Origin of the sequence: Mycolicibacterium confluentis (genome assembly GCF_010729895.1) — a bacterium.
Lineage (GTDB): Bacteria > Actinomycetota > Actinomycetes > Mycobacteriales > Mycobacteriaceae > Mycobacterium > Mycobacterium confluentis.
The window spans coordinates 1,106,649-1,128,467 of record NZ_AP022612.1; the positions used below are offsets into that span (position 1 = coordinate 1,106,649).

A 21,819-nucleotide genomic window follows, 5' to 3' on the forward strand; every position below is an offset into this window, starting at 1 on the left:
GTCTCACTTCACACCGTAGTGGTGTTCGACGGCGGTGGAGCGGCAAGACGAGCGCAGCCGCCCGCGCGGCCACGAATCGTCAGTAAGCTCTCAACGTGTGAAAGCACTCCGCAGGTTCACAGTCCGTGTCCATCTGCCGGAGCGGCTCGCAGCACTGGAGCAGCTTTCGGTGAACCTGCGCTGGTCCTGGGACAGACCGACGCAGGATCTGTTCGCCTCGATCGATGACACCCTCTGGCAGCGCACCGGAGGTGATCCGGTGGCACTGCTCGGTGCGGTCAGCCCACACCGCCTCGACGAGCTCGCGGCTGACCAGGACTTCCTCAGCAGGCTCGACGCGGCCGACGCCGATCTGCAGCAGTACCTGACCCAATCCCTGTGGTACCAGCAACAGCCCGCCGAGCAGATGCCGACGGGCATTGCGTACTTCTCGATGGAGTTCGGCGTTGCGACCGTGCTGCCCAACTACTCAGGCGGGTTGGGCATCCTGGCCGGCGATCACCTCAAGTCCGCCTCCGACCTCGGCCTGCCGCTGATCGCGGTCGGCCTGCTCTACCGGTCCGGCTACTTCCGCCAATCGCTGACCGCCGACGGTTGGCAGCACGAGACCTACCCGGCCCTGGATCCGCAGGGCCTGCCGCTGCGCCTGCTGGCCCACGCCGACGGCCGCCCGGCCCTGGTGGACCTCACGATGCCCGAGGGCGCGCAACTGCGCGCCCGAATCTGGGTCGCTCAGGTCGGACGTGTGCCGCTGCTGTTGCTGGACTCCGATATCCCCGAGAACGACCACGACATGCGCGGCGTCACCGACCTGTTGTACGGCGGAGACCAGGAACACCGCATCAAGCAGGAGATCCTGGCCGGCGTCGGGGGAGTCCGGGCGATCCGCGCCTTCACCGAGATCGAGAATCGCCCGGCGCCCGAGGTGTTCCACATGAACGAGGGCCACGCCGGGTTCCTCGGCGTCGAACGCATCCGTGAGTACATCGCGAGTGCAGGGCTGGACTTCGACACCGCGCTGACGGTGGTCCGTTCGAGCACGGTGTTCACCACGCACACCCCGGTGCCCGCGGGCATCGACCGGTTTCCGACCGACATGGTGCGCCGGTACTTCGACGACGGCCGTCCAAACCCGCTGCTGCCCGGCGTCCCGCTGGAGCGGGTGATCCAGTTCGGCGCCGAGGACGACCCCGACAAGTTCAACATGGCCCACATGGGGCTTCGCCTCGCGCAGCGCGCCAACGGCGTCTCGCTGCTGCACGGCGAAGTCAGTCGCGACATGTTCAGCGAGCTGTGGCCCGGTTTCGACGCGGCCGAGGTGCCGATCGGATCGGTCACCAACGGCGTGCACGCCCCCACGTGGGTCGCGCCGCCGTGGATCGATCTGGCACGCGACGTCCTGGGCGACTCGTTGAACGAGCTCCGCGACCCGGCCACCTGGCTGCGCCTGCAGGAGGTCGACGCCGAGCGGCTGTGGAGCATCCGATCGCAGCTTCGGGCCCAGTTGATCGAGGACGTCCGCGACCGGCTGCGTCGATCCTGGCTGGAACGCGGTGCCACCGACGCCGAACTCGGCTGGATTGCAACGGCGTTCGACGACGATGTGCTCACCATCGGCTTCGCCCGCCGCGTCCCGACGTACAAGCGGCTCACGCTCATGCTGCGCGACCCGAAACGACTCGAAGCGCTGCTCCTCGACGAGGACCGCCCCGTCCAACTGATCGTCGCGGGCAAGTCGCATCCCGCGGACGACGGCGGAAAGTCCTTGATCCAGCAGGTGGTGCGATTCGCCGATCGACCCGAGGTGCGGCACCGCATCGCCTTCCTGCCCGATTACGACATGTCGATGGCACGGCTGCTCTACTGGGGCTGCGACGTCTGGCTGAACAATCCGCTGCGCCCGTTGGAGGCCTGCGGAACCTCCGGCATGAAGAGTGCCCTCAACGGCGGCCTCAACCTCTCCATCCGAGACGGGTGGTGGGACGAGTGGTATGACGGCGAAAACGGTTGGGCGATCCCGACCGCCGACGGCGTCGCCGACGAGGCGCGGCGTGACGACCTGGAGGCCGCCGCACTCTACGACCTGCTCAGCAGCGCGGTGGCGCCGCGGTTCTACGACCGTGACGCCCGCGGCGTGCCGATCCGCTGGGTGGAGATGGTGCGCCACACCCAGCAGGTGCTGGGCCCGAAGGTGCTGGCGTCGCGGATGGTGCGGGACTACACCGAGCAGTACTACGAGCCTGCCGCGCAGTCGTTTCGGCGCACCGCCGGCACTTCGTTCGAACCGGCGCGGGAGCTGGCCGCCTATCGCGCCAAGGTGTGGGCGGCCTGGCCGAAGGTGGCCATCACCGAGGTTGACAGCGCTGGACTGCCGGACACCCCGGTGCTGGGGTCGGAGCTCACCCTGACCGCGACGGTGCAGTTGGCGGGGCTGCGGCCCGATGAGGTCGAGGTGCAGGCCGTGCTGGGCCGGGTGGACGGCACCGACCTGCTCATGGACCCCGTCACCGTACCCATGACGCACACCGCCACCGACGACGACGGGATGGCGATCTTCTCGACCACGGCGCCGTTGCCTGTGGCCGGGTCGGTGGGGTACACCGTGCGGGTGCTTCCGCATCACGCGCTGCTGGCCTCGGGCGCCGAGTTGGGTCTGGTGCGGCTGGCGTGAGCAGTGCGCTGACCGTCCCTCTGCCGGGCGGACCGTACGCGTTGGCGGCCGGACCCGACGGCCGCATGTGGGTCACCCTCGTGCACAGCGGCGAGATCGCCGCGGTCGCCGCCGACGGTGCGACGACAGTGTTCCCGGTGGCACCCGAGGCGAAGCCGTCCCTGATCGTCGCCGGTGCGGACGGGGCGATGTGGTTCACCCGGACCGGGGACGGGCAGATCGGCCGGATCACCGTCGACGGCACGCAGACCGCCTTCCCCCTGAGCGAGGGCAGTGCCCCCTACGGTCTGGTCGTTGGCCACGACGGCTGTGTGTGGTTCACCGAGATGACCCACGGCGGAATCGGCAGAATCACGCCCGCCGGTGAGGTCTCCACGGAACAGATGGTGCGCGGCGCGCCCTCGATGATCTGCTGCGGACCGGACAACGCGCTGTGGTTCACCCTCAACCAGGGCAACGCCATCGGCCGTCTGGACCCCAGCGGCGCTTACACCGTCCGCGAGGTGCCAACCCGCAACGCCGGGCCAGTCGGCATCGCCGCGACGCACGACGACGCAGTCTGGTTCACCGAGATCCGCGCCGACAAGCTGGGCCGGATCCCGGTCGACGACGCGATGCAGGAGATGCCCCTGCCGGGGAAACCGCACGCGGTGCTCGCCGACCCCGCGGGCGGCGTGTGGGTGAGCCTGTGGGGCAGCGATCAGTTGGCGCGTGTGACCGCCGACGGCGAGATCACGACGTTCGACCTGCCGCAGGGCAGCGAGCCGCACGGATTGGCCGTCGGCCTCGACGGGGCGGTGTGGGTCGCGCTCGAGTGCGGGTTCGTCCAGCGGCTGCCCGTCTGACTCGACCAACCTTGTTCGGATGGCTGTGTGACGGCGAGGTAAGTTCCCAAAAGGGGTGTCGGCGGTCACGTTGCAGCAACGCGGCGTGACGCGGGCCGACGCTCGGGGAAAGGCGAATTGTGATCCGCGTTCAACGTGCCGCTGCGGTCGCGGCGGGCGTCCTGTTGCTCACCGTCGGCGTGCCGTCTGCCGGCGCGGACCCGGGGCCCGCAGTGGAACCGGCCGTCGATGCCGTCGAGGCCGTAGCGGTCGAACCCCCTCCGGCCGACCCCGCGGCCGTCGCCGACCCTGCTCAGGCCGTGGTCGAACCCGCTGCGGCCGTCGACGACGGCGCCGTCGTCTCCAACGCGCCGGCCACCTCGACCGCACCCGACGGCTGGACCCTGACCGTGGGCGCCAAGGATGAGTTCATCAAGCCGGTCGCACCGCTGACGACGGCACTGTCGTCGCGGGACTACGAGGTCCGCGGAGTGTTCAACGGGTCCGCCGTCGGCCCGGATGGCGATGGCGAAACTCCCGAGGGCGTCCTCGAAGTCGGGTATCAGATCGGCTGCGGCATCGACATGAGCACGTCCAACGGCGTCTCGTTGACCGGCAGCGTGGGCGTCACCCCGTCGATCGGCCTGCTCGGCATCGACAGCAACGGCATCGGCATCGACGGTGTGGCGCCGGTGCTCTCGACTCCGGTCAGCGGTGGTATCGCGATCGGCCTCAAACCCGGCATCGTCAACATCGTCCCGGTCACCAAGAAGGAGTACGAGGGCGCGGATCCGTGGGTGTCCATCAACGGCTTCCACATCAAGATCGACGGCTGTGTGGGGGAGTCCTTCATTCGGTCCTACGCGGTGTTGACCCGGTCGACGAAGGTCTCCGACGCCATCCAGGCCTACTACGGCACCACCAAGAAGGTCTGAGGCTCACGGGAAGCGACGCAGGCAGCGCTCCTGATCGCCGAGCACGCCCGTCCGGAACGCGTCGATTCGGGAGAACCCGGCGGGCACCGTCTCGCCGTTGACATCGCTGGCCGCCAGACCGTTGATCAGCAGGCCGGCCACGGCCTCGTCGACATCGCCTGCGGTCAGCGCGATCGTGTTGCCCGCGGGAGTGTTGACCCGTGCGGTGAGCATTGTCGTGGCCACACCGGTCAGGCACGCCGTGCGCAGACCGGCTTCTGCGCTGTCGAGTTCCAGGCCGCGTTCGTTCTGCAGCGCCAGCACGTAGCGGGACATCAACACCGAGTAGGCCGAGTTGTCGCCGGAGAGCATCGCGGACGGGTCGTCCCCGTCACGCGGCGACCCCATCTCCTGAAGTCCGGGCAGATCGACGGCGAGCGTGTTGGTGCTCGGGCAGTAGGAGACCGGCGGGCTCGGTCTGGCGTCCTGGCACGCCGACGCCCGATCGCCGTCGAAGGTCAGGGTCGGCGGATTCTCCGGCGAGAACTTGGCGTTCATGGCGTCGACGAACGCGCGCACCGACTCCTCGGACACCGCCCATTCCCCGGTCTCGCCGCCCGCCAGCGCGACCGGCAGGTCTCCGCGCCGCTGGGCCACCTCCTTGGCGTCGATCGAGGCGCACGCCGACGGCCCGTCGGTGAAGCCGAACTGGAAGGCCGAGATCCGTTCGAACGCCGTGCCGTGTTCGTCCTCGCCTGCGCCGAAGGACCGGTCCTCCTCGGTCAGCAGCGGATCGCGGAAGGAGATCATGCTGACCAGCAGGTTGTTGAGGCCGTCGCCCGTGCTGAGGGTGAAACGGTCGGAGTTGTCCTCGGCCACCCAGCGCATGTAGGCGCCCGAGAAGCAGTCCGCCTGCTGTTCGGCGACCAGCGTGGAGACATTGCGCTTGTTCAATCGCGCCTGCTTCTGCACCGAATGCCCGTATTCGTGGGCCAGCACCATCGTGATGGCCATATCGCCGTGGGCGCGGCGCAGCGCCGGGAACAGTTCGCCGCGGTCCCACCCGATGGTGTTGTCGACGGGGCAGAATGCGGCGTTCACCAGGCCCGCGGTGAAGTCGCCGCAGAAGTTCTCCGCGTACCCATTGGAGTCCCACGACACCAGGGCGCTGACGGGCTTGAACGCCCCGGGAAACGCCTCGCTGAACGCGGCGTCCCAGTACTCCTCGATGTCACTGACGGATTGTGCGGCGATCTGGTCGATCTTGCCGCCGTCGGACTCCTCGACGTCGCGCGCGTCGAGGCTGATGCCGCTGCGCAACCCCGTGGGCCCGTCGACGGCCTGCATGCCGGCAACCTTGAACGGATCGGCGTACACCGAGACCGCACTGCCCTGCACGACCGTCGAGCATGACGCCAGCAGTGTGGCGGTGGCGGTGACCGCCACACCCGTCGCGAGTACCCGCAGCACCGTCGGCAACCTCCCCGATCCATGGCGCAGCGACGCCCCGACTTCGGCCAGACTAGTGGGTGGTGGGGCTCACTCGCCGTCGATCGCGGCGCGCAGTCTGCTCAGGGCCTTGCGCACCTGCTGCGGATCGGTGGTGGCCCAGAACGGCGGCAGTGACGCGCGCAGGTAACCGGCGTATCGCGCCGTGGCCATCCGGGAGTCCAGGACCGCGACCACACCGCGATCGTCGGCGCGGCGCAGCAGGCGGCCCGCGCCCTGCGCGAGCAGCAGCGCGGCATGGTTGGCCGAGACGGCCATGAAGCCGTTGCCGCCGCGCGCCGAGACCGAGCGCTGACGCGCGGTCAGCAGCGGGTCGTCGGGGCGGGGGAATGGGATCCGGTCGATGAGCACCAGCGACAGCGAGGGGCCCGGGACGTCGACGCCCTGCCACAACGACAGGGTGCCGAACAGGGACGTCGCGTGGTCTTGAGCGAACTGCTCGATCAGCGTCGCCGTCGACTCCTCGCCCTGGCACAGCACCGGTGTGTCGAGGCGCTCGCGCATGGCCTCCGCGGCGGCCCGGGCCGCGCGCATCGAGGAGAACAGCCCAAGGGTCCGGCCCCCGGCAGCGGTGATGAGTTCCTCGATCTCCGTGAGTTGTTCGGCCGAGCCAGTGCCGTCCCGTCCGGGCGGCGGGAGGGTCTTGGCGACGTACAGGATGCCCGACTTCTGGTGCTCGAACGGGGAGCCGACGTCGATGCCGCGCCACTTGGGTGCGGGTGCCGCGGGCGCGGGTTGGTCGCCCTCGGCCGGATCGGTCCGACGCGCGGCCAGGCCCCAGGCACCGGCCATCGCCTCGAAGTTGCCGCCGACCGTCAGCGTCGCCGACGTCAACACCGTCGTCGTGGTGGCGAACAGTCGGGTTCGCAGCAGTCCGGCCACCGACAGCGGGGCCACCCGCAGCACCGGGCGCACTGACCCACGGTTGTCCTCATGGTCGAGCCAGACCACGTCGTAGCGCTCGGTCAGCGGCGGGCCGAACGACTCGAGGATTCGCGCCGCGGTGTCGTGGATGTCGGACAGCGCGGTCACCGCTTCGGCGCGGGCGGCGGCCGCCTGCGGGTCACCGGGTGTCGGGTTGATGTCCGCACGAGCGTTGTGCGCGGCGTCCCGCAGCGCGGTCAGGTAGGTGGCCAGTTCTTCGTCGAGGTGGTCGATGCGCCCCGGTTCGGCGTCGTGGATCGCCGAGGTGAACGTCGTGGCGGCGGCCTCCAACCGGGTCGTCAGTTCCGGGCCGATGAGCCGACTGCTGCGCCGCTGCGCTGCCGCCAGAACCGCGGCGGTCAGTTCGCCGGTGGCCACCGAGGTGACCCGGTCGACGAGTTCGTGTGCCTCGTCGATGACCAGCAGGTTGTGTTCGGGCAGCACCGAGGCGTCGGCGATGGCGTCGATGGACAGCAGTGCGTGATTGGTGACGACGACGTCCGCGGCCCCGGCGATCGCTCGCGCGCGCTCGGAGAAGCAGTCGCTGCCGAACGGGCAGCGCGCCACTCCGATGCATTCCCGGGCCGAGACGCTGACCTGAGACCACGCCCGCTCGCTGACTCCGGGCTTGAGTTCGTCGCGGTCACCGGACGTGGTCTCCGACGACCACGCGGTGAGGCGCTGCACCTCGCGGCCCAACGCAGAGGCGGCGAGCGGCTCGAACAGCTCCTCCTGCGGCGCGCCCTCCTCCGCGTCTCCCGCGGACCCGTTGTGGATCTTGTTGAGACACAGATAGTTTCCGCGCCCCTTCAACAACGCGAACCGCGGCTTCCGAGGCAGCGCCCGGCTCAGCGCGTCGGCCAGGCGGGGCAGGTCGCGGTCCACCAACTGTCGCTGTAGGGCGATCGTGGCGGTCGACACGACCACAGGTCCGGATTCGGCGTCGCGGACCGCCACCGCGATCGAGGGGACCAGGTAGGCCAGCGACTTACCGGTTCCGGTGCCAGCCTGGACCGCCAGGTGCTCACCGGTGGCGAAGGCATGCGCGACCGCCTTGGCCATCTCCACCTGGCCTTCGCGTTCGCTGCCGCCCAGCGCTGTCACCGCGGTGCTCAACAACTCCACGACGCGCGCCTGATCGACTCGGCTGGTCATACGCACCGAGTCATGGGGCGACGGTACGGGTGGGGATTGCCGGTTCGCCGTGGGACAGTTTCAGGCCCTCCCACGGAATGCTGGTCAGGCCGGTGGCGACCAGCGCTCGGGCGGACGCGAGATCGACGTCGACGACGGCACGGCCCTCGCGGACCAGGGGGATCGTCAGCAGGCGCCCGGCGTCGGGTCCGGCGGGGCGCTGCCCGACCGGGAACACGACCTCCTCGGTGATGGTGCCCGTCGGCTTGGAAAGTCGCACGGCCTGCTTGGCACCGCCCTGGGACTCCTTCTGGCTGCTGCGTTTTCGCACCGGACGGCCGTCCACCTCGACCAGCTTGTAGACCATGTTGGCGGTCGGCGCCCCGGATCCGGTGACCAGCGAGGTGCCCACGCCGTAGATGTCGACGGGTTCGGCCCGCAGCGCGGCGATCGCGTACTCATCGAGGTCGCCGGACACCACAATGCGGGTGCCGGTGGCGCCGAGGTCGTCCAACTGGCGGCGGGCCTGCCGGGCCAGCACCCCGAGGTCACCCGAGTCGATGCGCACCGCACCCAGTTCGGTGCCCGCGGCGGCCACGGCGTTGGCGATGCCGGTGGTCACGTCGTAGGTGTCGACCAACAGCGTGGTGCCCACGCCGAGGGCTGCGACCTGGGCGCGGAAGGCCGCGGGTTCGTCGGGTCCGTCCGCGCCGGTGTAGAGCATGGTGAAGGCGTGCGCGCTGGTGCCGAGGGCAGGAACGCCGAACCGGCGACTGGCCTCGAGGTTGGAGGTGCCCGTGAAGCCTGCGATGTAGGCCGCGCGGGCAGCGGCCACCGCGGCCTGCTCGTGCGTGCGACGCGAGCCCATCTCGATCAGAGTCCGCTTCGCCGCGGCGCTGACCATCCGGGCCGCGGCCGAGGCGATCGCGGAGTCATGGTTGAAGATCGACAGAGCCAACGTCTCCAGCAGCACACACTCGGCGAACGTGCCGCGCACCGTGAGCACGGGGGAGTGGGGGAAGTACAGATCACCCTCGGCGTAGCCGTCGATGTCGCCCCGGAACGAGAAATCGCGCAGGAAGTCCAACGTGGCGGCATCGCAGAAGTCCGCGACCGCGGCCAGCGCGGTGTCATCGAATCTGAAGTGCGGCAGCGCTTCCAGCAGCCGCCCGGTGCCCGCGACGATGCCGAAGCGACGACCGTCGGGCAGTCGTCGGGCGAACAGTTCGAAGGTGGCCTGACGCTGCGCTGTACCGTCGCGCAGTGCCGCCGACAGCATGGTCAGCTCGTACTTGTCGGTCAGCAGCGCCACCGTCACACCGAGCTACGTTAGTCGAGCCGGGTCGGTGTCCGTCGATGGCGCGGCGCGGGCGCTCCTCTCGGCTGATTCGGGGAGCGGATCCCGCGGCCGGTATCCTGTCTTGCATGGCTGCGTCTGCACCGACCAAGCCGGGGGCGGCTGGGCAACAGCAGGTCGACACCGTCGCGTCGACTGAACGACCGTGGGTGACCATCGTGTGGGATGACCCGGTCAACCTCATGAACTACGTCACCTATATCTTCCAGAAGCTGTTCGGCTACTCCGAGCCCAAGGCCACCGAGTTGATGCTCCAGGTGCATCACGAGGGCAAGGCTGTGGTGTCCTCGGGCACGCGGGAGTCCATGGAGGTCGACGTCACCAAGCTGCATGCGGCCGGGCTGTGGGCCACCATGCAGCAGGACCGCTGACCGCGGCGTAACGAAAGGTTCCAGGGAGCGCGTGCGCAAATGGAAGCGGGTGGAGACCGATCAGGGCCCGCGGTTCCGGTCAACGCTGGCTCCCCACGAGGCCGCACTGCTGCGCAGTCTGGTGTCGTCGGTCGTCGGCATGCTCGACGACCGCGAGGCGTCCTCGCCCGCCGACGAACTCGAACAGATCACCGGCATGCGCACGGGCAACGCGACACCGCCCGACGACGCCACGATGGCTCGGCTGCTGCCCGACTTCTTCCGTCAGCAGCGTGAGCATCCCGCGGGATCGGCGGTCGCCGAAAGTCTCAACGCTGCTCTGCGCAGCCTGCACGAGCCCGAAATCATCGACGCCAAACGTGAGTCAGCGCAACAACTTCTGGAATCCTGCCCGGCCGACGGCGGCAAGTTCGAACTCACCGAGGAGCAGGCAGGAGCCTGGATCGCCGCAGTCAACGATGTGCGGCTGTCGTTGGGTGCCATGCTGCAGATCGGTCCCGAGGGCCCAGACCGACTGCCTTCCGAACATCCCCTGGCGGGACATCTCGATGTGTATCAATGGCTGACTGTGCTCCAGGAGTATCTGGTGCTTGCGCTGATGGGACAGATGTGACGATGACAGGTTCAATCACCGACGTGGCCGGAATTCTGGTCGGGCAGCATCACCGGATCGATCCGGACGCGACCCTGGGATCGGGATGGGCCGCCGGCAGCACCGTGGTGATCGCGCCACCGGGCACCGTCGGCGCGGTCGATGTCCGCGGCGGCGCCCCGGGCACCCGCGAGACCGATCTGCTGGATCCGGCGAACAGCGTCCGCTACGTCGACGCCGTGGTCCTGACCGGCGGCAGCGCCTACGGACTCGCGGTGGCCGACGGCGTCATGACGTGGCTTGAGGAGAACGGGCGCGGTGTCGCCATGCCCGGCGGCCTGGTGCCGATCGTCCCGGCCGCGGTGATCTTCGACCTGCCGGTCGGCGGCTGGGGCTGCCGGCCCAACGCGGAGTTCGGCTACCAGGCGGCTGCCGCGGCCGGAACCGAGGTGGCCATGGGCACCGTCGGCGCCGGTGCGGGTGCGCGCGCCGGCGTCCTCAAGGGCGGATTGGGCACCGCGTCGACCACGCTCGACAACGGCGTGACGATCGGGGCGATCGTCGCGGTGAACAGCGCGGGCAACGTCATCGACCCCGCCACCGGACTTCCGTGGATGGCGCACCTGATCAAGTCGCTGGGACTGCAGCCACCGCTGGCATGCGAGATCGAGGCACTGACCACACTCGACCGGGAGAACAGCCCGCTCAACACCACGATCGCCGTCGTCGCGACCGACGCGGCCCTGAGCCCGGCGGCCTGCCAGCGCCTCGCGGTTGCGGCCCACGACGGGCTGGCCCACACCATCCGGCCCGCCCACACCCCCATCGACGGGGACACGGTCTTCACGCTCGCCACCGGCGCGGTGGAGGTGCCGCCCGACGCCGACATCCCGGCGTCGATGTCACCGGAGACCAAGCTCGTGGCCAAGCTCGGGGCGGCCGCCGCCGACGTGCTGGCCAGCGCAGTCCTGGCTGGGGTGCTGGCCGCCGAGTCGATCGCCGGAATACCGGCCTACCGTGACATGTTGCCGACAGCATTCGGCGGCGCCGCAGAAAGTGAGTGAGAAGACGTGCTGGTGATTCGTGCTGACCTGGTCGACGCGATGGTCGCGCACGCGCGGGCCGACCATCCCGACGAGGCCTGCGGCGTGCTCGTCGGCCCGGAGGGCTCCGACCGCCCCGAACGATTCGTGCCGATGGTCAACGCCGAGCGGTCGCCGACGTTCTACCGGTTCGACTCCGGCGAGCAGTTGAAGGTGTGGCGCGCCATGGACGACGCCGACGAGGTCCCCGTGGTCATCTACCACTCGCACACGGCGACCGAGGCCTATCCCAGCCGCACCGACATCTCGTATGCGTCCGAACCCGACGCCCACTACGTGCTGGTGTCCACGCGGGACCCCGAACAGCACGAACTTCGCAGCTACCGCATCCTGGACGGCGTGGTCACCGAGGAACCCGTCAAGATTGTGGCGCAGTACTGAGCCGGGCCGCCGGTGAGTTTTCCATCAGAGCAACTACAGAGAGTCGAAGAGATCATGAGTGTCACCGTTTCGATACCCACCATCCTGCGCCCGCACACCGGTGGCGAGAAGCGCGTCACGGCCGACGGAGCCACCCTGGCCGAGGTGATCTCCAACCTGGAATCCAACTACGCCGGGATCTCGGAGCGCCTGATCGACGCGGGCAAGTTGCACCGCTTCGTCAACATCTACGTCAACGACGAGGATGTCCGCTTCTCCGGCGGCCTCGACACCCAGATCTCCGACGGTGACTCGGTGACCATCCTTCCCGCAGTCGCTGGAGGCTGAGCTTGACCCGCTACAACTCTTTGTTGGAGGCCCTCGGCCACACGCCGATCGTGGGCCTGCAACGACTGTCCCCCCGCTGGGACGACGGGCCCGACGGCCCGCACGTGCGGTTGTGGGCGAAGTTGGAGGACCGCAACCCGACGGGTTCGATCAAGGACCGGCCGGCGCTGCGGATGATCGAGCAGGCCGAGCGTGACGGCCTGATCAAGCCCGGTGACACGATCCTGGAACCCACCAGCGGCAACACCGGCATCTCGCTGGCCATGGCGTCGCAGCTCAAGGGCTACCGGCTGATCTGCGTGATGCCGGAGAACACCTCGGTCGAGCGCACCCAGGTGCTCGAACTCTACGGCGCACAGATCATCTTCAGCCCGGCTGAGGGCGGGTCGAACACCGCCGTCGCCAAGGCCAAGGAACTCGCGGCCGAGCACCCCGACTGGGTGATGCTCTACCAGTACGGCAACCCGGCCAACTCCGATGCGCACTACTACGGCACCGGCCCGGAGATCCTCGCCGACCTGCCGGAGATCACGCACTTCGTCGCGGGCCTCGGCACCACCGGCACGCTCATGGGCACCGGGCGGTTCCTGCGCGAGCACGTGCCGGGCGTGCAGATCGTCGCCGCCGAACCCCGCTACGGCGAGGGCGTGTACGCGCTGCGCAACATCGACGAGGGATTCGTGCCGGAACTGTACGACCCCGAGGTGCTGACGACGCGCTACTCGGTCGGTTCTTTCGACGCGGTCCGCCGCACTCGCGAACTGGTGAAGCAGGAGGGCATCTTCGCCGGCATTTCGACGGGCGCCATCCTGCACGCAGCTCTGGGCATGGGCGCCAAGGCCCTCAAGGCGGGCGAGCGGGCCGACATCGCGTTCGTCGTCGCCGACGCCGGATGGAAGTACCTGTCGACCGGCGCGTACGCCGGTAGCCTGGATGACGCGGAAGATGCGCTGGAAGGTCAGCTGTGGGCATGAGCCGAGGCGACGATTCGGCGCGAATCGCCGCCTGAGGAGCGAGGCATCAGGTCATGAGCAGCACCACGGGCTTCCCGGCCCCGCAGAAGCCGGAGAAGAAGTCGGCGTGGAAGGTCGGAGGCGCGACCATCCTCGCCTTCGTGGCGTTGCTCTACGCGATTGAGCTCGTCGACCAGCTTTTCGGCCACCGCTTGGACGCCAACGGCATCCGCCCGATGGAGGCCGACGGCCTGTGGGGCATCGTGTTCGCCCCGCTGCTGCACGCCAACTGGGCGCACCTGATGGCCAACACTGTGCCGGCCCTGGTCCTGGGCTTCCTGATGACGCTGGCCGGGATGGGCCGGTTCATCTACGCGACCGCGATCATCTGGATCCTCGGCGGCCTCGGCACCTGGTTGATCGGCAATCTGGGTGCCTGCGGTGGCCTGGCGACCAACCACATCGGTGCGTCCGGGCTGATCTTCGGTTGGCTGGCGTTCCTGATGATCTTCGGCTGGTTCACGCGCAACGCCTGGGAGATCGTCGTCGGCGTGGTGGTGCTGATCTTCTACGGCGGCATTCTCTGGGGCGCCATCCCGGAGTTGGACCGCTGCAACGGTGTCTCGTGGCAGGGGCACCTCTGCGGTGCGGTCGCGGGAATCCTCGCGGCGTATCTCCTGTCAGGTCCGGAACGTCGCGCCCGTCAGCAACGCAGGCTGCAGCGATCTCAACCGCCGTACCTGACGTCATGACGGGCCCATCCGTGGACCGCCTGGCTCCGGTCGGTGTGTTCGACTCCGGCGTGGGCGGGCTGACGGTCGCCCGAGCGATCATCGACCAACTGCCCGACGAGAACATGATCTACGTCGGGGACACCGCGAACGGCCCCTACGGTCCACTGCCTCTGGCGCAGATCCGTACGCACGCGCTGGCAATCATGGACGATCTCGTCGACCGCGGCGTGAAGGCGTTGGTGATCGCCTGCAACACGGCGTCGTCGGCGTGCCTGCGCGACGCCCGTGAGCGCTACGACGTGCCCGTCGTCGAAGTCATCCTGCCTGCCGTCCGGCGCGCCGTCGCGGCGACGCGCAACGGTCACATCGGCGTGATCGGCACGCAGGCGACCATCACCTCACGTGCCTACCAGGACGCGTTCGCCGCGGCGCGGGACACCGAGATCGCGGCGGTGGCCTGCCCCCGGTTCGTCGACTTCGTGGAGCGGGGTGTCACCAGCGGGCGTCAGGTCCTCGGGTTGGCGGAGGCGTACCTGGAACCGCTGCAGCGCGCCGGGGTCGACACGCTGGTGCTGGGCTGTACGCACTACCCGCTGCTGTCCGGATTGATCCAGCTCGCCATGGGTGACAACGTCACGCTGGTGTCGAGCGCCGAGGAGACCGCCAAGGATCTGCTCCGAGTCCTCACCGAGCGGGATCTGCTGCATCCGCACCCTGACGGCGCCGATGAAGCGGCCACGCGCGTGTTCGAGGCGACGGGGGATCCGGAGGCGTTCACGGCTCTGGCGGCGCGCTTCCTCGGGCCCGTCATCACGGGAGTCGCGAGAGTGCGGGGTCACGTCGGGACCGCGCCATGATCCGCATTCCGCAAAGTGGTGATGTTTTCGTCCAACGCGAACCGGGCATGGCAAGCTAATGGCTGTGCGGATCACGGTGCTGGGGTGCTCAGGGAGCGTAGGCGGCCCCGATTCCCCGACGTCGGGGTATCTGCTCAACGCACCGGACACACCGCCGCTGGTGATCGATTTCGGCGGCGGCGTCCTGGGTGCCCTCCAGCGCTATGCCGACCCCGGCGATGTGAACGTGCTGCTGAGCCACCTGCATGCCGACCACTGCCTGGACCTTCCCGGTCTGTTCGTCTGGCGTCGCTATCACCCGAATCCGCCCGAAGGTAAGGCGTTGATGTTCGGGCCCAGCGACACCTGGTCGCGGTTGGCGGCGGCGAGTTCTCCGCAGGGCGGCGAACTCGACGATTTCAACGACGTCTTCGACATCCGGCACTGGATCGACGGCCGTAGCGAACGCTTCGGCGCACTCGACGTGTTGCCCCGCCTGGTGTCGCATCCGACCGAGTCCTACGGGATGCGATTCACCGACCCGTCGGGTGCGGTGCTGGTCTACAGCGGTGACACCGGCGTATGCGACTCGGTGGTTGAGTTGGCGCGCGACGCGGACGTCTTCCTGTGTGAGGCGTCGTGGACGCACGATCCCGACAACCGGCCTCCGCACGTGCATCTGTCGGGCGCCGAGGCCGGGCAGATCGCGGCCAAGGCCAACGTCCGTGAGCTCCTCCTGACCCACATCCCGCCGTGGACATCGCGCGAGGACGTGATCAGCGAGGCCAAGGCCGAGTTCGACGGACCGGTGCGCGCCGTGGTCTGCGGAGAGACGTTCGAGGTCCACCGCTCCTCCTGATCGCGGAGGAGGTGGGGCGCCCCGCTAGGGTTAACCCGTGCCTCTTCGCGAAGACGGTCGTGCCGATGACGAGCTGCGACCGGTAACCATCACCCGCGGCTTCACCTCCCATCCAGCAGGTTCGGTGCTGGTGGAGTTCGGCCAGACCCGCGTCATGTGCACGGCCTCGGTGACCGAGGGCGTGCCGCGGTGGCGGAAGGGCTCTGGACTCGGATGGCTCACCGCGGAGTACGCCATGCTGCCCGCCGCCACGCACAGCCGCTCCGACCGGGAGTCGGTGAAGGGCCGGGTCGGCGGTCGCACGCAGGAGATCAGCCGCCTGGTCGGGCGCTCGCTGCGCGCCTGCATCGATCTGCGCGCGCTGGGTGAGAACACCATCGCGATCGACTGCGACGTGCTGCAGGCCGACGGCGGTACCCGCACGGCCGCGATCACCGGCGCCTACGTGGCGCTCGCCGACGCGGTGGCCTACCTCGGTGCGTTGGGCAAGCTTTCGGACCCCCGACCGCTGTCCTGCGCCATCGCGGCCGTCAGCGTGGGCGTCGTCGACGGCCGGGTGCGCGTCGACCTGCCGTACGAAGAGGACTCACGCGCCGAGGTCGACATGAACGTCGTCGCGACCGACACCGGGACCCTGGTGGAGATCCAGGGCACGGGCGAGGGCGCCACCTTCCCGCGCTCGACGCTGGACAAGATGCTCGACGCCGCGCTGGCATCCTGTGAACAGTTGTTCGCGATCCAGACCGCAGCGCTCGAAGCCCCCTATCCGGGTGGGCTTCCCGACGGGCCGGCGCCGAAGAAAGCCTTCGGCAGCTGACCACGGTTCTGGTCGCCAGCCGCAACGCCAAGAAGCTGGCCGAACTGCGTCGCGTGCTCGACGCCGCGGGTGTCGTCGGACTCGAACTCGTGTCGCTGGCCGACGTCCCGCCGTACGACGAGGCGCCCGAGACCGGCGCGACCTTCGAGGAGAATGCGCTGGCCAAAGCGCGCGACGGTTACGCCGCCACCGGATTGCCCTGCGTGGCAGACGATTCCGGCCTGACCGTGGATGCGCTCAACGGCATGCCGGGGGTGTTGTCGGCGCGCTGGTCGGGCGTCCACGGTGACGACGAGGCCAACAACCGCCTGCTCTTGGCGCAACTGAGTGATGTGCCCGAGGGGCGCCGGGGCGCGGCGTTCGTGTCGGCGTGTGCTCTGGTCGACGGCCACGGCGAGCATGTCGTGCGAGGGGAGTGGCCGGGGTCCATTGCCACGGTGCCCCGCGGCGCCGGGGGTTTCGGCTACGACCCGATCTTCGTGCCGTCGGGGTCCACACGGTCGTCGGCGGAACTGACTGCGGCCGAGAAGGATGCGGCCTCGCACCGGGGTCGGGCGCTGGCACTGCTGGTTCCTGCTCTGCGCGCCCTGGTCTAGAAACCGGGGCCGTCCCCCCGATTTGAGTAGCTGATCTAAGTGTGTACGCTGGCCGGTCATGGGCGCTCGGCAGGTGAACTCGCGTCCCGACGCCCCGCCCAGCCACTCCCGTCTTCTGGTGTCGGTGCTGTGCGCGGCGGGCGTCAGCGTCTCGCTGATGCAGACGCTGCTCATCCCGATCATTCCCGAGCTGCCTAAGCTGTTGGACACCGGCGCGTCGAACGCGTCGTGGGCCATCACTGCCACGCTGCTGACCGCCGCGGTCGCCACCCCGGTGTTCGGTCGGCTCGGTGACATGTACGGCCCCAAACCGATGCTCATCAGCTGCGCGGTGCTCCTGACGCTCGGTTCGCTGCTGGCCGCGGTCACCACGTCCCTGCTGCCGCTGATCGTCGGGCGCGGCCTGCAGGGCTTCGGCATTCCGATCATTCCGCTGGGCATCAGCGTGATGCGCTCCTGTGTGCCGCCCGAAAGAGTGGGCAGCGCAATGGGAATGATGAGTGCGTCGCTGGGAGTCGGCGGAGCCTTGGGCCTGCCGCTGGCAGCGCTGATCGCCCAGAACTACGACTGGCACGCGCTGTTCTGGTTCGGTGCCGGCCTGGGCGTCGCAGCGTTGCTGGCGTTCGTGTTCCTGGTCCCGCACCTGCCGCCGCGCTCCAACGATCGATTCGACCCCGTGGGCGCGGTGCTGCTGGCGGTGGCGCTGGTGACCCTGCTGCTGCCGATCTCCAAGGGTGGGATCTGGGGCTGGACGTCGGCGATGACGTTGATCCTGTTCGGTTGTTCGGCCGTGACGTTCGTGGTGTTCGCGGGCTGGCAACTTCGGGTGTCGGCACCGATCGTGGACCTGCGCACCACCGTTCGGCGTCCGGTGCTCACCACGAACCTGGCCTCGATCGCCGTGGCGTTCGCGATGTTCGCGATGTCGTTGGTGGCGCCGCAGGTGCTGGAACTGCCACCCAGCACGGGCTACGGGCTGGGGCAGTCCATGGTGCAGACCGGCCTGTGGCTGGCGCCCGGCGGTGTGGCAATGATGCTGACGTCCCCGGTGGCCGCACGGGTCGCGGCGCGGCGCGGCTACAAGTTCACGCTGGTGACGGGGTGTCTGATCATCGCGGCGGCGTATCTGATGGGCCTGAAGCTGCTGGAGACGGCGCCTGGCGTGCTCGTACTGAATTTCCTGGTCGCGGTGGGTGTCGGGTTCGCATTCGCCTCCATGCCGGCCTTGATCAACGCCGCGGTGCCGATGTCGGAGACGGCGGCCGCCAACGGCATCAACTCCCTGGCGCGCTCGTTCGGGACGTCGGTCGCGAGCGCGGTGATTGGTGCGGTGCTGGCGGGGATGACGGTGACGGTGGCCGGACACGAGGCGCCGACGCTGGCGGGCATCCAGGTTGCGCTGCTGATCGCGGCCGGTGCGGCCGTGGTCGCCGCGGGGCTGACGCTGTTGATCCCGACGGACAGACCGGCCGCGGTCGAGCCCGCTCCCGAACCGGCGGCGACCGTCAGAGGTTGAACTGCGCCTTGAGCTTCTTGGTCTGGAAATGCTCGACGATCACGCCCAGCAGCGGGATCGTCCCCGCCAGGAGGATGCCGATCGTCTTGCCGATGGGCCAGCGCACCTTCACCGCGAGATTCGCGGTGAAGAGCAGGTAGACGAAGTACACCCAGCCGTGGATCGGGGCGATCAGATCCATCCAGCCGGGCAGGTCCTCGACCTTGACGATGTACTTGACCACCATCTCGTAGGTCAGGGCGATCAGCCAGATACCCGTCGCCCAAGCCATGATCCGATAGCCCTTCAACGCCTTCCTGATGGCGTCGATCGGGGCGGCGCCGGCCGGGATCGCGGACGTTTCGGGCGTGGTCATGCGGTGGTCCTGTCCTGTTTGTCTTTATCCGCCAGTTCGGCGAGATAGGCGTTGTACTCCCGCAGCGCGGGGTCGTCGACGGTCTGGGATGCCGTCGGGCGCTGCGGCAGCAGGTCGGGGGGGATCTCAGCGGGCTCGTCTGGGTTGGGAAGCGGGGCCTCACCGTCCTCGAGACGGACGAACTTGCGGTAGGCGTAGACGCAGAAGCCGGCGAAGAACGGCCACTGCAGCGCGTATCCCAGGTTCTGGAAGGTGCCACCGGCAGATTCGTAGCGGGTCCACTGCCACCAGCCGAGTGCGAGGCAGCCACCGGCGGCGATGATCACCAGCATGATCAACGCCCATCTCCGACGGTGTGTAGTGGACACCCCTCGAAGGTACCGCCTAGCAGCGGCGAAGCAGGAATCCGAGTGACTCAGGCAACCAGTGGTGGGCGCGCAGCAGACTTTGGTCCGACGAACTGGTCCATTCGAGCCGTCGCCGCCTTGCGGTATACCGCAATGGTGTCGGCACGGTTTCGGGTCCACGGTATGCCGAGGTGATCCAACGCGGCGGTGAACAGGTTCAGGATGTCATCCGATTTGTTCGAGAAGTGGTACCGGACGCTGCGCACACCGCGGTCATTGGCGACGACGCGGCATCCATCGCTGTCGATGAGACCTCGGACGAAGTCTTCGGTGGCTATGTCTACAAGTGTCTGTTGCCAGGGTTCCAAGCGGATGGGTCGGGTGTGTTTGGGACCTGGGCCACGCTGAGGGAACAGGCAGGGCCAGTGTTTGGAGTAGTGCGAGACGTCCGAGCATCCGGTGCGCCGAGGATGCACAGCAGCACGTTGAGTCGGCATCAGGATATCGATCGCTTCGCGGCACGCATCGATGATCCCCGGATACTTCTTGTCGAGGCTGACCCTGAGGTGCCACACGCGTTGCGCCTTGGAGATACATCCGTCGCCGAGGTACATCCCCAGCAGGTATGCGTAGGCTCGAGTCGGCAGGTGTGCGTAGTCGTGGACAACTCCGCAACTCGACGCCTCCGTCGGGCGTGGCCGCCGATCGGCCTGAGTCTCCAGCCTCGCACCGTGCTGCGCGGGACACCAGTCAGTCCTGCGATCGCGCAGTCGTTCACGCCCGCACGAATAAGCAACTGCACCTCTTCGAACTGTTCGCTCGATCGCACGATCTGCGGCCCTCCCGTTGGGTGAGTCGCCCACTTACGGGTTGTTGGCCGTCGGGCGCTGCGGGCGGACCGTTAGAATCGGCATCTATGCGGGCGTGGCGTAACTGGCAGCCGCGCGGTCTTTAGGTGTCCGTGCTCGAAAGAGCGTGGGGGTTCGAGTCCCTCCGCCCGCACTTTTCGCGTATTAGGTGTCGATCCAATGTCCTGGCGACACCATAAGCGCAGCCACCGACATTTAGCTTTGGAGTGTGAGTTCGCGGGCGGGCCGAACGTCCGACTGGGACGCGTGGTGATCCCTGTGATTTGAGTGGTCCGCTCGCGAGCTCGGTGTCTGGTCGAGCGGTGTCCTTGTTCGGGAACTTGGAGCCAGCCGGACGGTGTGGACTCCTGCTTAGAGAATGTCTGGGCCACAGCCGCGATGGTCAGCCACCTGGGTGAATAGGGATTGATGGCTGACAGGAGCACACAACGATGGCGTGGACATTAGGGATCGACGTAGCGGTGCGCGCGGCGCATCAAGCGACGCTGGCCCGCGACGGGACCACGGTATGGCGGGGGGGAAATTCTCGACCCGGCCGGCGGACCTGGAGCGGTTGTGGGCCGATCTGTTCCTGGCCGACGCCACGGACGTGACCGTGGTGGTGGAGCCGACCCGTAACGCGTGGATCGTGCTGGCCGAGTGGTTCCGCCGCCGCGGCGCCCGGGTGGTGATGGTGCCTACAACCCAATCGGCGGATCTGCGCAAGTACTACTCCAAGCACACCAAGAACGATCGGATCGACTCCGAGCTGCTGGCCCGGCTGCCGCTACTTCATCCCGAAGGGTTGCGCGAGTATTCCGGCCAGGGACCGGCAGACCCGTTGCGGCGCTTGGTCAAACAGCGCTCCACCATGATCAAACGCCGGGTTGCGGTGTATTCCCGGCTCGATGCGCTCGTTGAGCTCCTCGGGCCAGCGTGGTATGCGGTGCTCGGTTCGAACTACGGCAACGCGGCGTTGGAATTCCTGGCTCGTTATGCCGATCCGAATACGGTGATTCGACTCGGCCAGGGACGTCTGAGCCGGTTTCTGATCGCCCGCTCCCGCGGCGCGTGGCGTGAGGACCACGCCGCCGGACTCATCGTCGCAGCCAAGGAAACCCTCATGCTGTGGGGACCGGACGGGATGAACTTCGCCGAACTGGGCGACGATATCGCCCACGAGGCCGAACAGGCGCTGTTTTTGACCCGGCAGATCAAGCAGATCGATGAACGGGTCGCGAACCTCTACGCAGACGCCGACCCCGAGGGAATCGTGGCTTCTGCTCCCGGCGTCGGACCCGTCATCAGCGCCGTGATCGCCGGGCGCATCGGAGATCCCCACCTGTTCACCTCACTGGCCGCGATCCGCGCCTACACCGGACTGGTCCCCAAGGTCAGCCAGTCCGGGCTGAGCAGGGTCGAATCCTCGATCACCAAGGCCGGCGACCCCCTGCTGCGCGAAATGCTCTGCACCGCCGCTGATCAAGCCCGCAAGATCGACCCGCAGATCGCTGCGAAATACCAGCGATTGATGGCCGGCGACCGCCACCACGACTCGGCGATCTGCCACCTGGCCACCCTGCTGGTCACCCGGATCGCCACCTGCATGCGCAACGGCCAGCCCTACGTCCTGCGCGATGTCGACGGCACCCCGATCACCGACGCTCAGGGCCGCAACATCGTCAAAGAGCGCTATCAGATCGAGCCCCGGCGCCGCGACAACATCCGTCACCAACGCATGCGCGACCGCCGCAAACAGGCGGCGGGCCAGGAGTCACAGGAGTCGCCAAGCGCTCCAACATCCAGGCCCGCCAAACACGAGCCTACGAGCCCACACGTCGCTTGACATCC

General features: G+C 68.3%; 22 protein-coding genes and 1 tRNA gene. 17 read left to right on the forward strand and 6 right to left on the reverse strand.

Features of this window, described 5'->3' with window-relative positions; all coding sequences use genetic code 11:
* Positions 1-97 precede the first annotated feature (97 nt).
* From glgP to G6N34_RS05275, 3 genes are all read left to right on the forward strand, one after another.
* The gene (glgP, locus tag G6N34_RS05265; RefSeq protein WP_085154557.1) at positions 98-2,671 is read left to right on the forward strand and encodes an alpha-glucan family phosphorylase; all 2,574 of its coding nucleotides are present in this window, start codon (positions 98-100) and stop codon (positions 2,669-2,671) included.
* Positions 2,668-3,516, forward strand: coding sequence for a Vgb family protein (locus G6N34_RS05270; RefSeq protein WP_085154559.1), 849 nt, complete (start codon positions 2,668-2,670; stop codon positions 3,514-3,516). The genes glgP and G6N34_RS05270 overlap by 4 nt, the downstream gene beginning before the upstream one ends.
* Before the next feature lie 122 nt (positions 3,517-3,638).
* Positions 3,639-4,430, forward strand: coding sequence for an MspA family porin (locus tag G6N34_RS05275; RefSeq protein ID WP_085154675.1), 792 nt, complete (start codon positions 3,639-3,641; stop codon positions 4,428-4,430).
* Between the two features lie 3 nt (positions 4,431-4,433).
* Here the strand turns inward: G6N34_RS05275 and G6N34_RS05280 are convergent, their stop codons facing one another.
* From G6N34_RS05280 to G6N34_RS05290, 3 genes are all read right to left on the reverse strand, one after another.
* The gene (locus G6N34_RS05280) at positions 4,434-5,879 is read right to left on the reverse strand and encodes a neutral zinc metallopeptidase (protein WP_234813027.1); all 1,446 of its coding nucleotides are present in this window, start codon (positions 5,877-5,879) and stop codon (positions 4,434-4,436) included.
* Positions 5,880-5,948: 69 nt separating this feature from the next.
* Positions 5,949-7,997, reverse strand: a complete 2,049-nt coding sequence (locus G6N34_RS05285; protein WP_085154561.1) for an ATP-dependent DNA helicase — start codon at positions 7,995-7,997, stop codon at positions 5,949-5,951.
* A gap of 10 nt (positions 7,998-8,007) precedes the next feature.
* Complete coding sequence (locus G6N34_RS05290; protein WP_085154563.1) at positions 8,008-9,294, reverse strand: nicotinate phosphoribosyltransferase; 1,287 nt, start codon at positions 9,292-9,294, stop codon at positions 8,008-8,010.
* Positions 9,295-9,401: 107 nt separating this feature from the next.
* Here G6N34_RS05290 and clpS point away from each other — a divergent pair, with 107 nt between their 5' ends.
* From clpS to G6N34_RS05350, 12 genes are read left to right on the forward strand one after another with little or no spacing between them, the layout of a single operon-like run.
* The gene (gene clpS / locus G6N34_RS05295; RefSeq protein ID WP_085154565.1) at positions 9,402-9,704 is read left to right on the forward strand and encodes an ATP-dependent Clp protease adapter ClpS; all 303 of its coding nucleotides are present in this window, start codon (positions 9,402-9,404) and stop codon (positions 9,702-9,704) included.
* The gene (gene aosR / locus G6N34_RS05300) at positions 9,664-10,317 is read left to right on the forward strand and encodes an oxidative stress transcriptional regulator AosR (protein ID WP_407663208.1); all 654 of its coding nucleotides are present in this window, start codon (positions 9,664-9,666) and stop codon (positions 10,315-10,317) included. The genes clpS and aosR overlap by 41 nt, the downstream gene beginning before the upstream one ends.
* Before the next feature lie 2 nt (positions 10,318-10,319).
* Complete coding sequence (locus tag G6N34_RS05305; RefSeq protein WP_085154569.1) at positions 10,320-11,360, forward strand: P1 family peptidase; 1,041 nt, start codon at positions 10,320-10,322, stop codon at positions 11,358-11,360.
* Between the two features lie 6 nt (positions 11,361-11,366).
* The gene (locus tag G6N34_RS05310) at positions 11,367-11,780 is read left to right on the forward strand and encodes a M67 family metallopeptidase (RefSeq protein WP_085154571.1); all 414 of its coding nucleotides are present in this window, start codon (positions 11,367-11,369) and stop codon (positions 11,778-11,780) included.
* A gap of 54 nt (positions 11,781-11,834) precedes the next feature.
* Entirely contained in the window at positions 11,835-12,107 is a 273-nt protein-coding gene (locus G6N34_RS05315; protein WP_085154573.1) for a MoaD/ThiS family protein, read from the forward strand.
* Between the two features lie 2 nt (positions 12,108-12,109).
* Positions 12,110-13,081 (forward strand): cysteine synthase, encoded by a 972-nt coding sequence (locus G6N34_RS05320; protein ID WP_085154575.1) that lies wholly within the window; start codon positions 12,110-12,112, stop codon positions 13,079-13,081.
* Positions 13,082-13,134: 53 nt separating this feature from the next.
* Complete coding sequence (locus tag G6N34_RS05325) at positions 13,135-13,812, forward strand: rhomboid family intramembrane serine protease (RefSeq protein WP_085154577.1); 678 nt, start codon at positions 13,135-13,137, stop codon at positions 13,810-13,812.
* The gene (murI, locus tag G6N34_RS05330; RefSeq protein WP_085154579.1) at positions 13,809-14,651 is read left to right on the forward strand and encodes a glutamate racemase; all 843 of its coding nucleotides are present in this window, start codon (positions 13,809-13,811) and stop codon (positions 14,649-14,651) included. The genes G6N34_RS05325 and murI overlap by 4 nt, the downstream gene beginning before the upstream one ends.
* Positions 14,652-14,709: 58 nt before the next feature.
* Positions 14,710-15,489: a cyclic nucleotide-degrading phosphodiesterase gene (locus tag G6N34_RS05335; RefSeq protein ID WP_085154581.1), complete on the forward strand. Its 780-nt coding sequence runs from the start codon at positions 14,710-14,712 to the stop codon at positions 15,487-15,489.
* Between the two features lie 37 nt (positions 15,490-15,526).
* Positions 15,527-16,306 (forward strand): ribonuclease PH, encoded by a 780-nt coding sequence (gene rph / locus G6N34_RS05340; RefSeq protein ID WP_085154583.1) that lies wholly within the window; start codon positions 15,527-15,529, stop codon positions 16,304-16,306.
* Positions 16,303-16,902, forward strand: coding sequence for an RdgB/HAM1 family non-canonical purine NTP pyrophosphatase (gene rdgB / locus G6N34_RS05345; RefSeq protein ID WP_085154585.1), 600 nt, complete (start codon positions 16,303-16,305; stop codon positions 16,900-16,902). Before rph ends, rdgB begins: the two co-directional genes overlap by 4 nt.
* A gap of 58 nt (positions 16,903-16,960) precedes the next feature.
* Positions 16,961-18,418: an MFS transporter gene (locus G6N34_RS05350; protein WP_085154587.1), complete on the forward strand. Its 1,458-nt coding sequence runs from the start codon at positions 16,961-16,963 to the stop codon at positions 18,416-18,418.
* On the opposite strand, the gene G6N34_RS05355 is transcribed toward G6N34_RS05350, so the two are convergent.
* Genes G6N34_RS05355 through G6N34_RS05365 form a run of 3 tightly spaced genes read right to left on the reverse strand, consistent with a single transcriptional unit; the run spans position 18,408 to position 19,734 of the window.
* Complete coding sequence (locus G6N34_RS05355; RefSeq protein WP_085154589.1) at positions 18,408-18,773, reverse strand: DUF3817 domain-containing protein; 366 nt, start codon at positions 18,771-18,773, stop codon at positions 18,408-18,410. The genes G6N34_RS05350 and G6N34_RS05355 overlap by 11 nt on opposite strands.
* Positions 18,770-19,141, reverse strand: coding sequence for a hypothetical protein (locus G6N34_RS05360; protein WP_085154591.1), 372 nt, complete (start codon positions 19,139-19,141; stop codon positions 18,770-18,772). The genes G6N34_RS05355 and G6N34_RS05360 overlap by 4 nt, the downstream gene beginning before the upstream one ends.
* Positions 19,142-19,188: 47 nt before the next feature.
* Entirely contained in the window at positions 19,189-19,734 is a 546-nt protein-coding gene (locus G6N34_RS05365) for an LAGLIDADG family homing endonuclease (RefSeq protein WP_234813028.1), read from the reverse strand.
* Positions 19,735-20,038: 304 nt separating this feature from the next.
* Between G6N34_RS05365 and G6N34_RS05370 the strand changes: the two genes are divergently transcribed.
* Together G6N34_RS05370 and G6N34_RS05375 are read left to right on the forward strand one after the other, a co-directional pair.
* A tRNA-Leu gene (locus G6N34_RS05370) sits at positions 20,039-20,122 on the forward strand.
* Positions 20,123-20,425: 303 nt separating this feature from the next.
* Positions 20,426-21,814: an IS110 family RNA-guided transposase gene (locus tag G6N34_RS05375; RefSeq protein ID WP_234813029.1), complete on the forward strand. Its 1,389-nt coding sequence runs from the start codon at positions 20,426-20,428 to the stop codon at positions 21,812-21,814.
* The last annotated feature ends 5 nt before the right edge of the window (positions 21,815-21,819 follow it).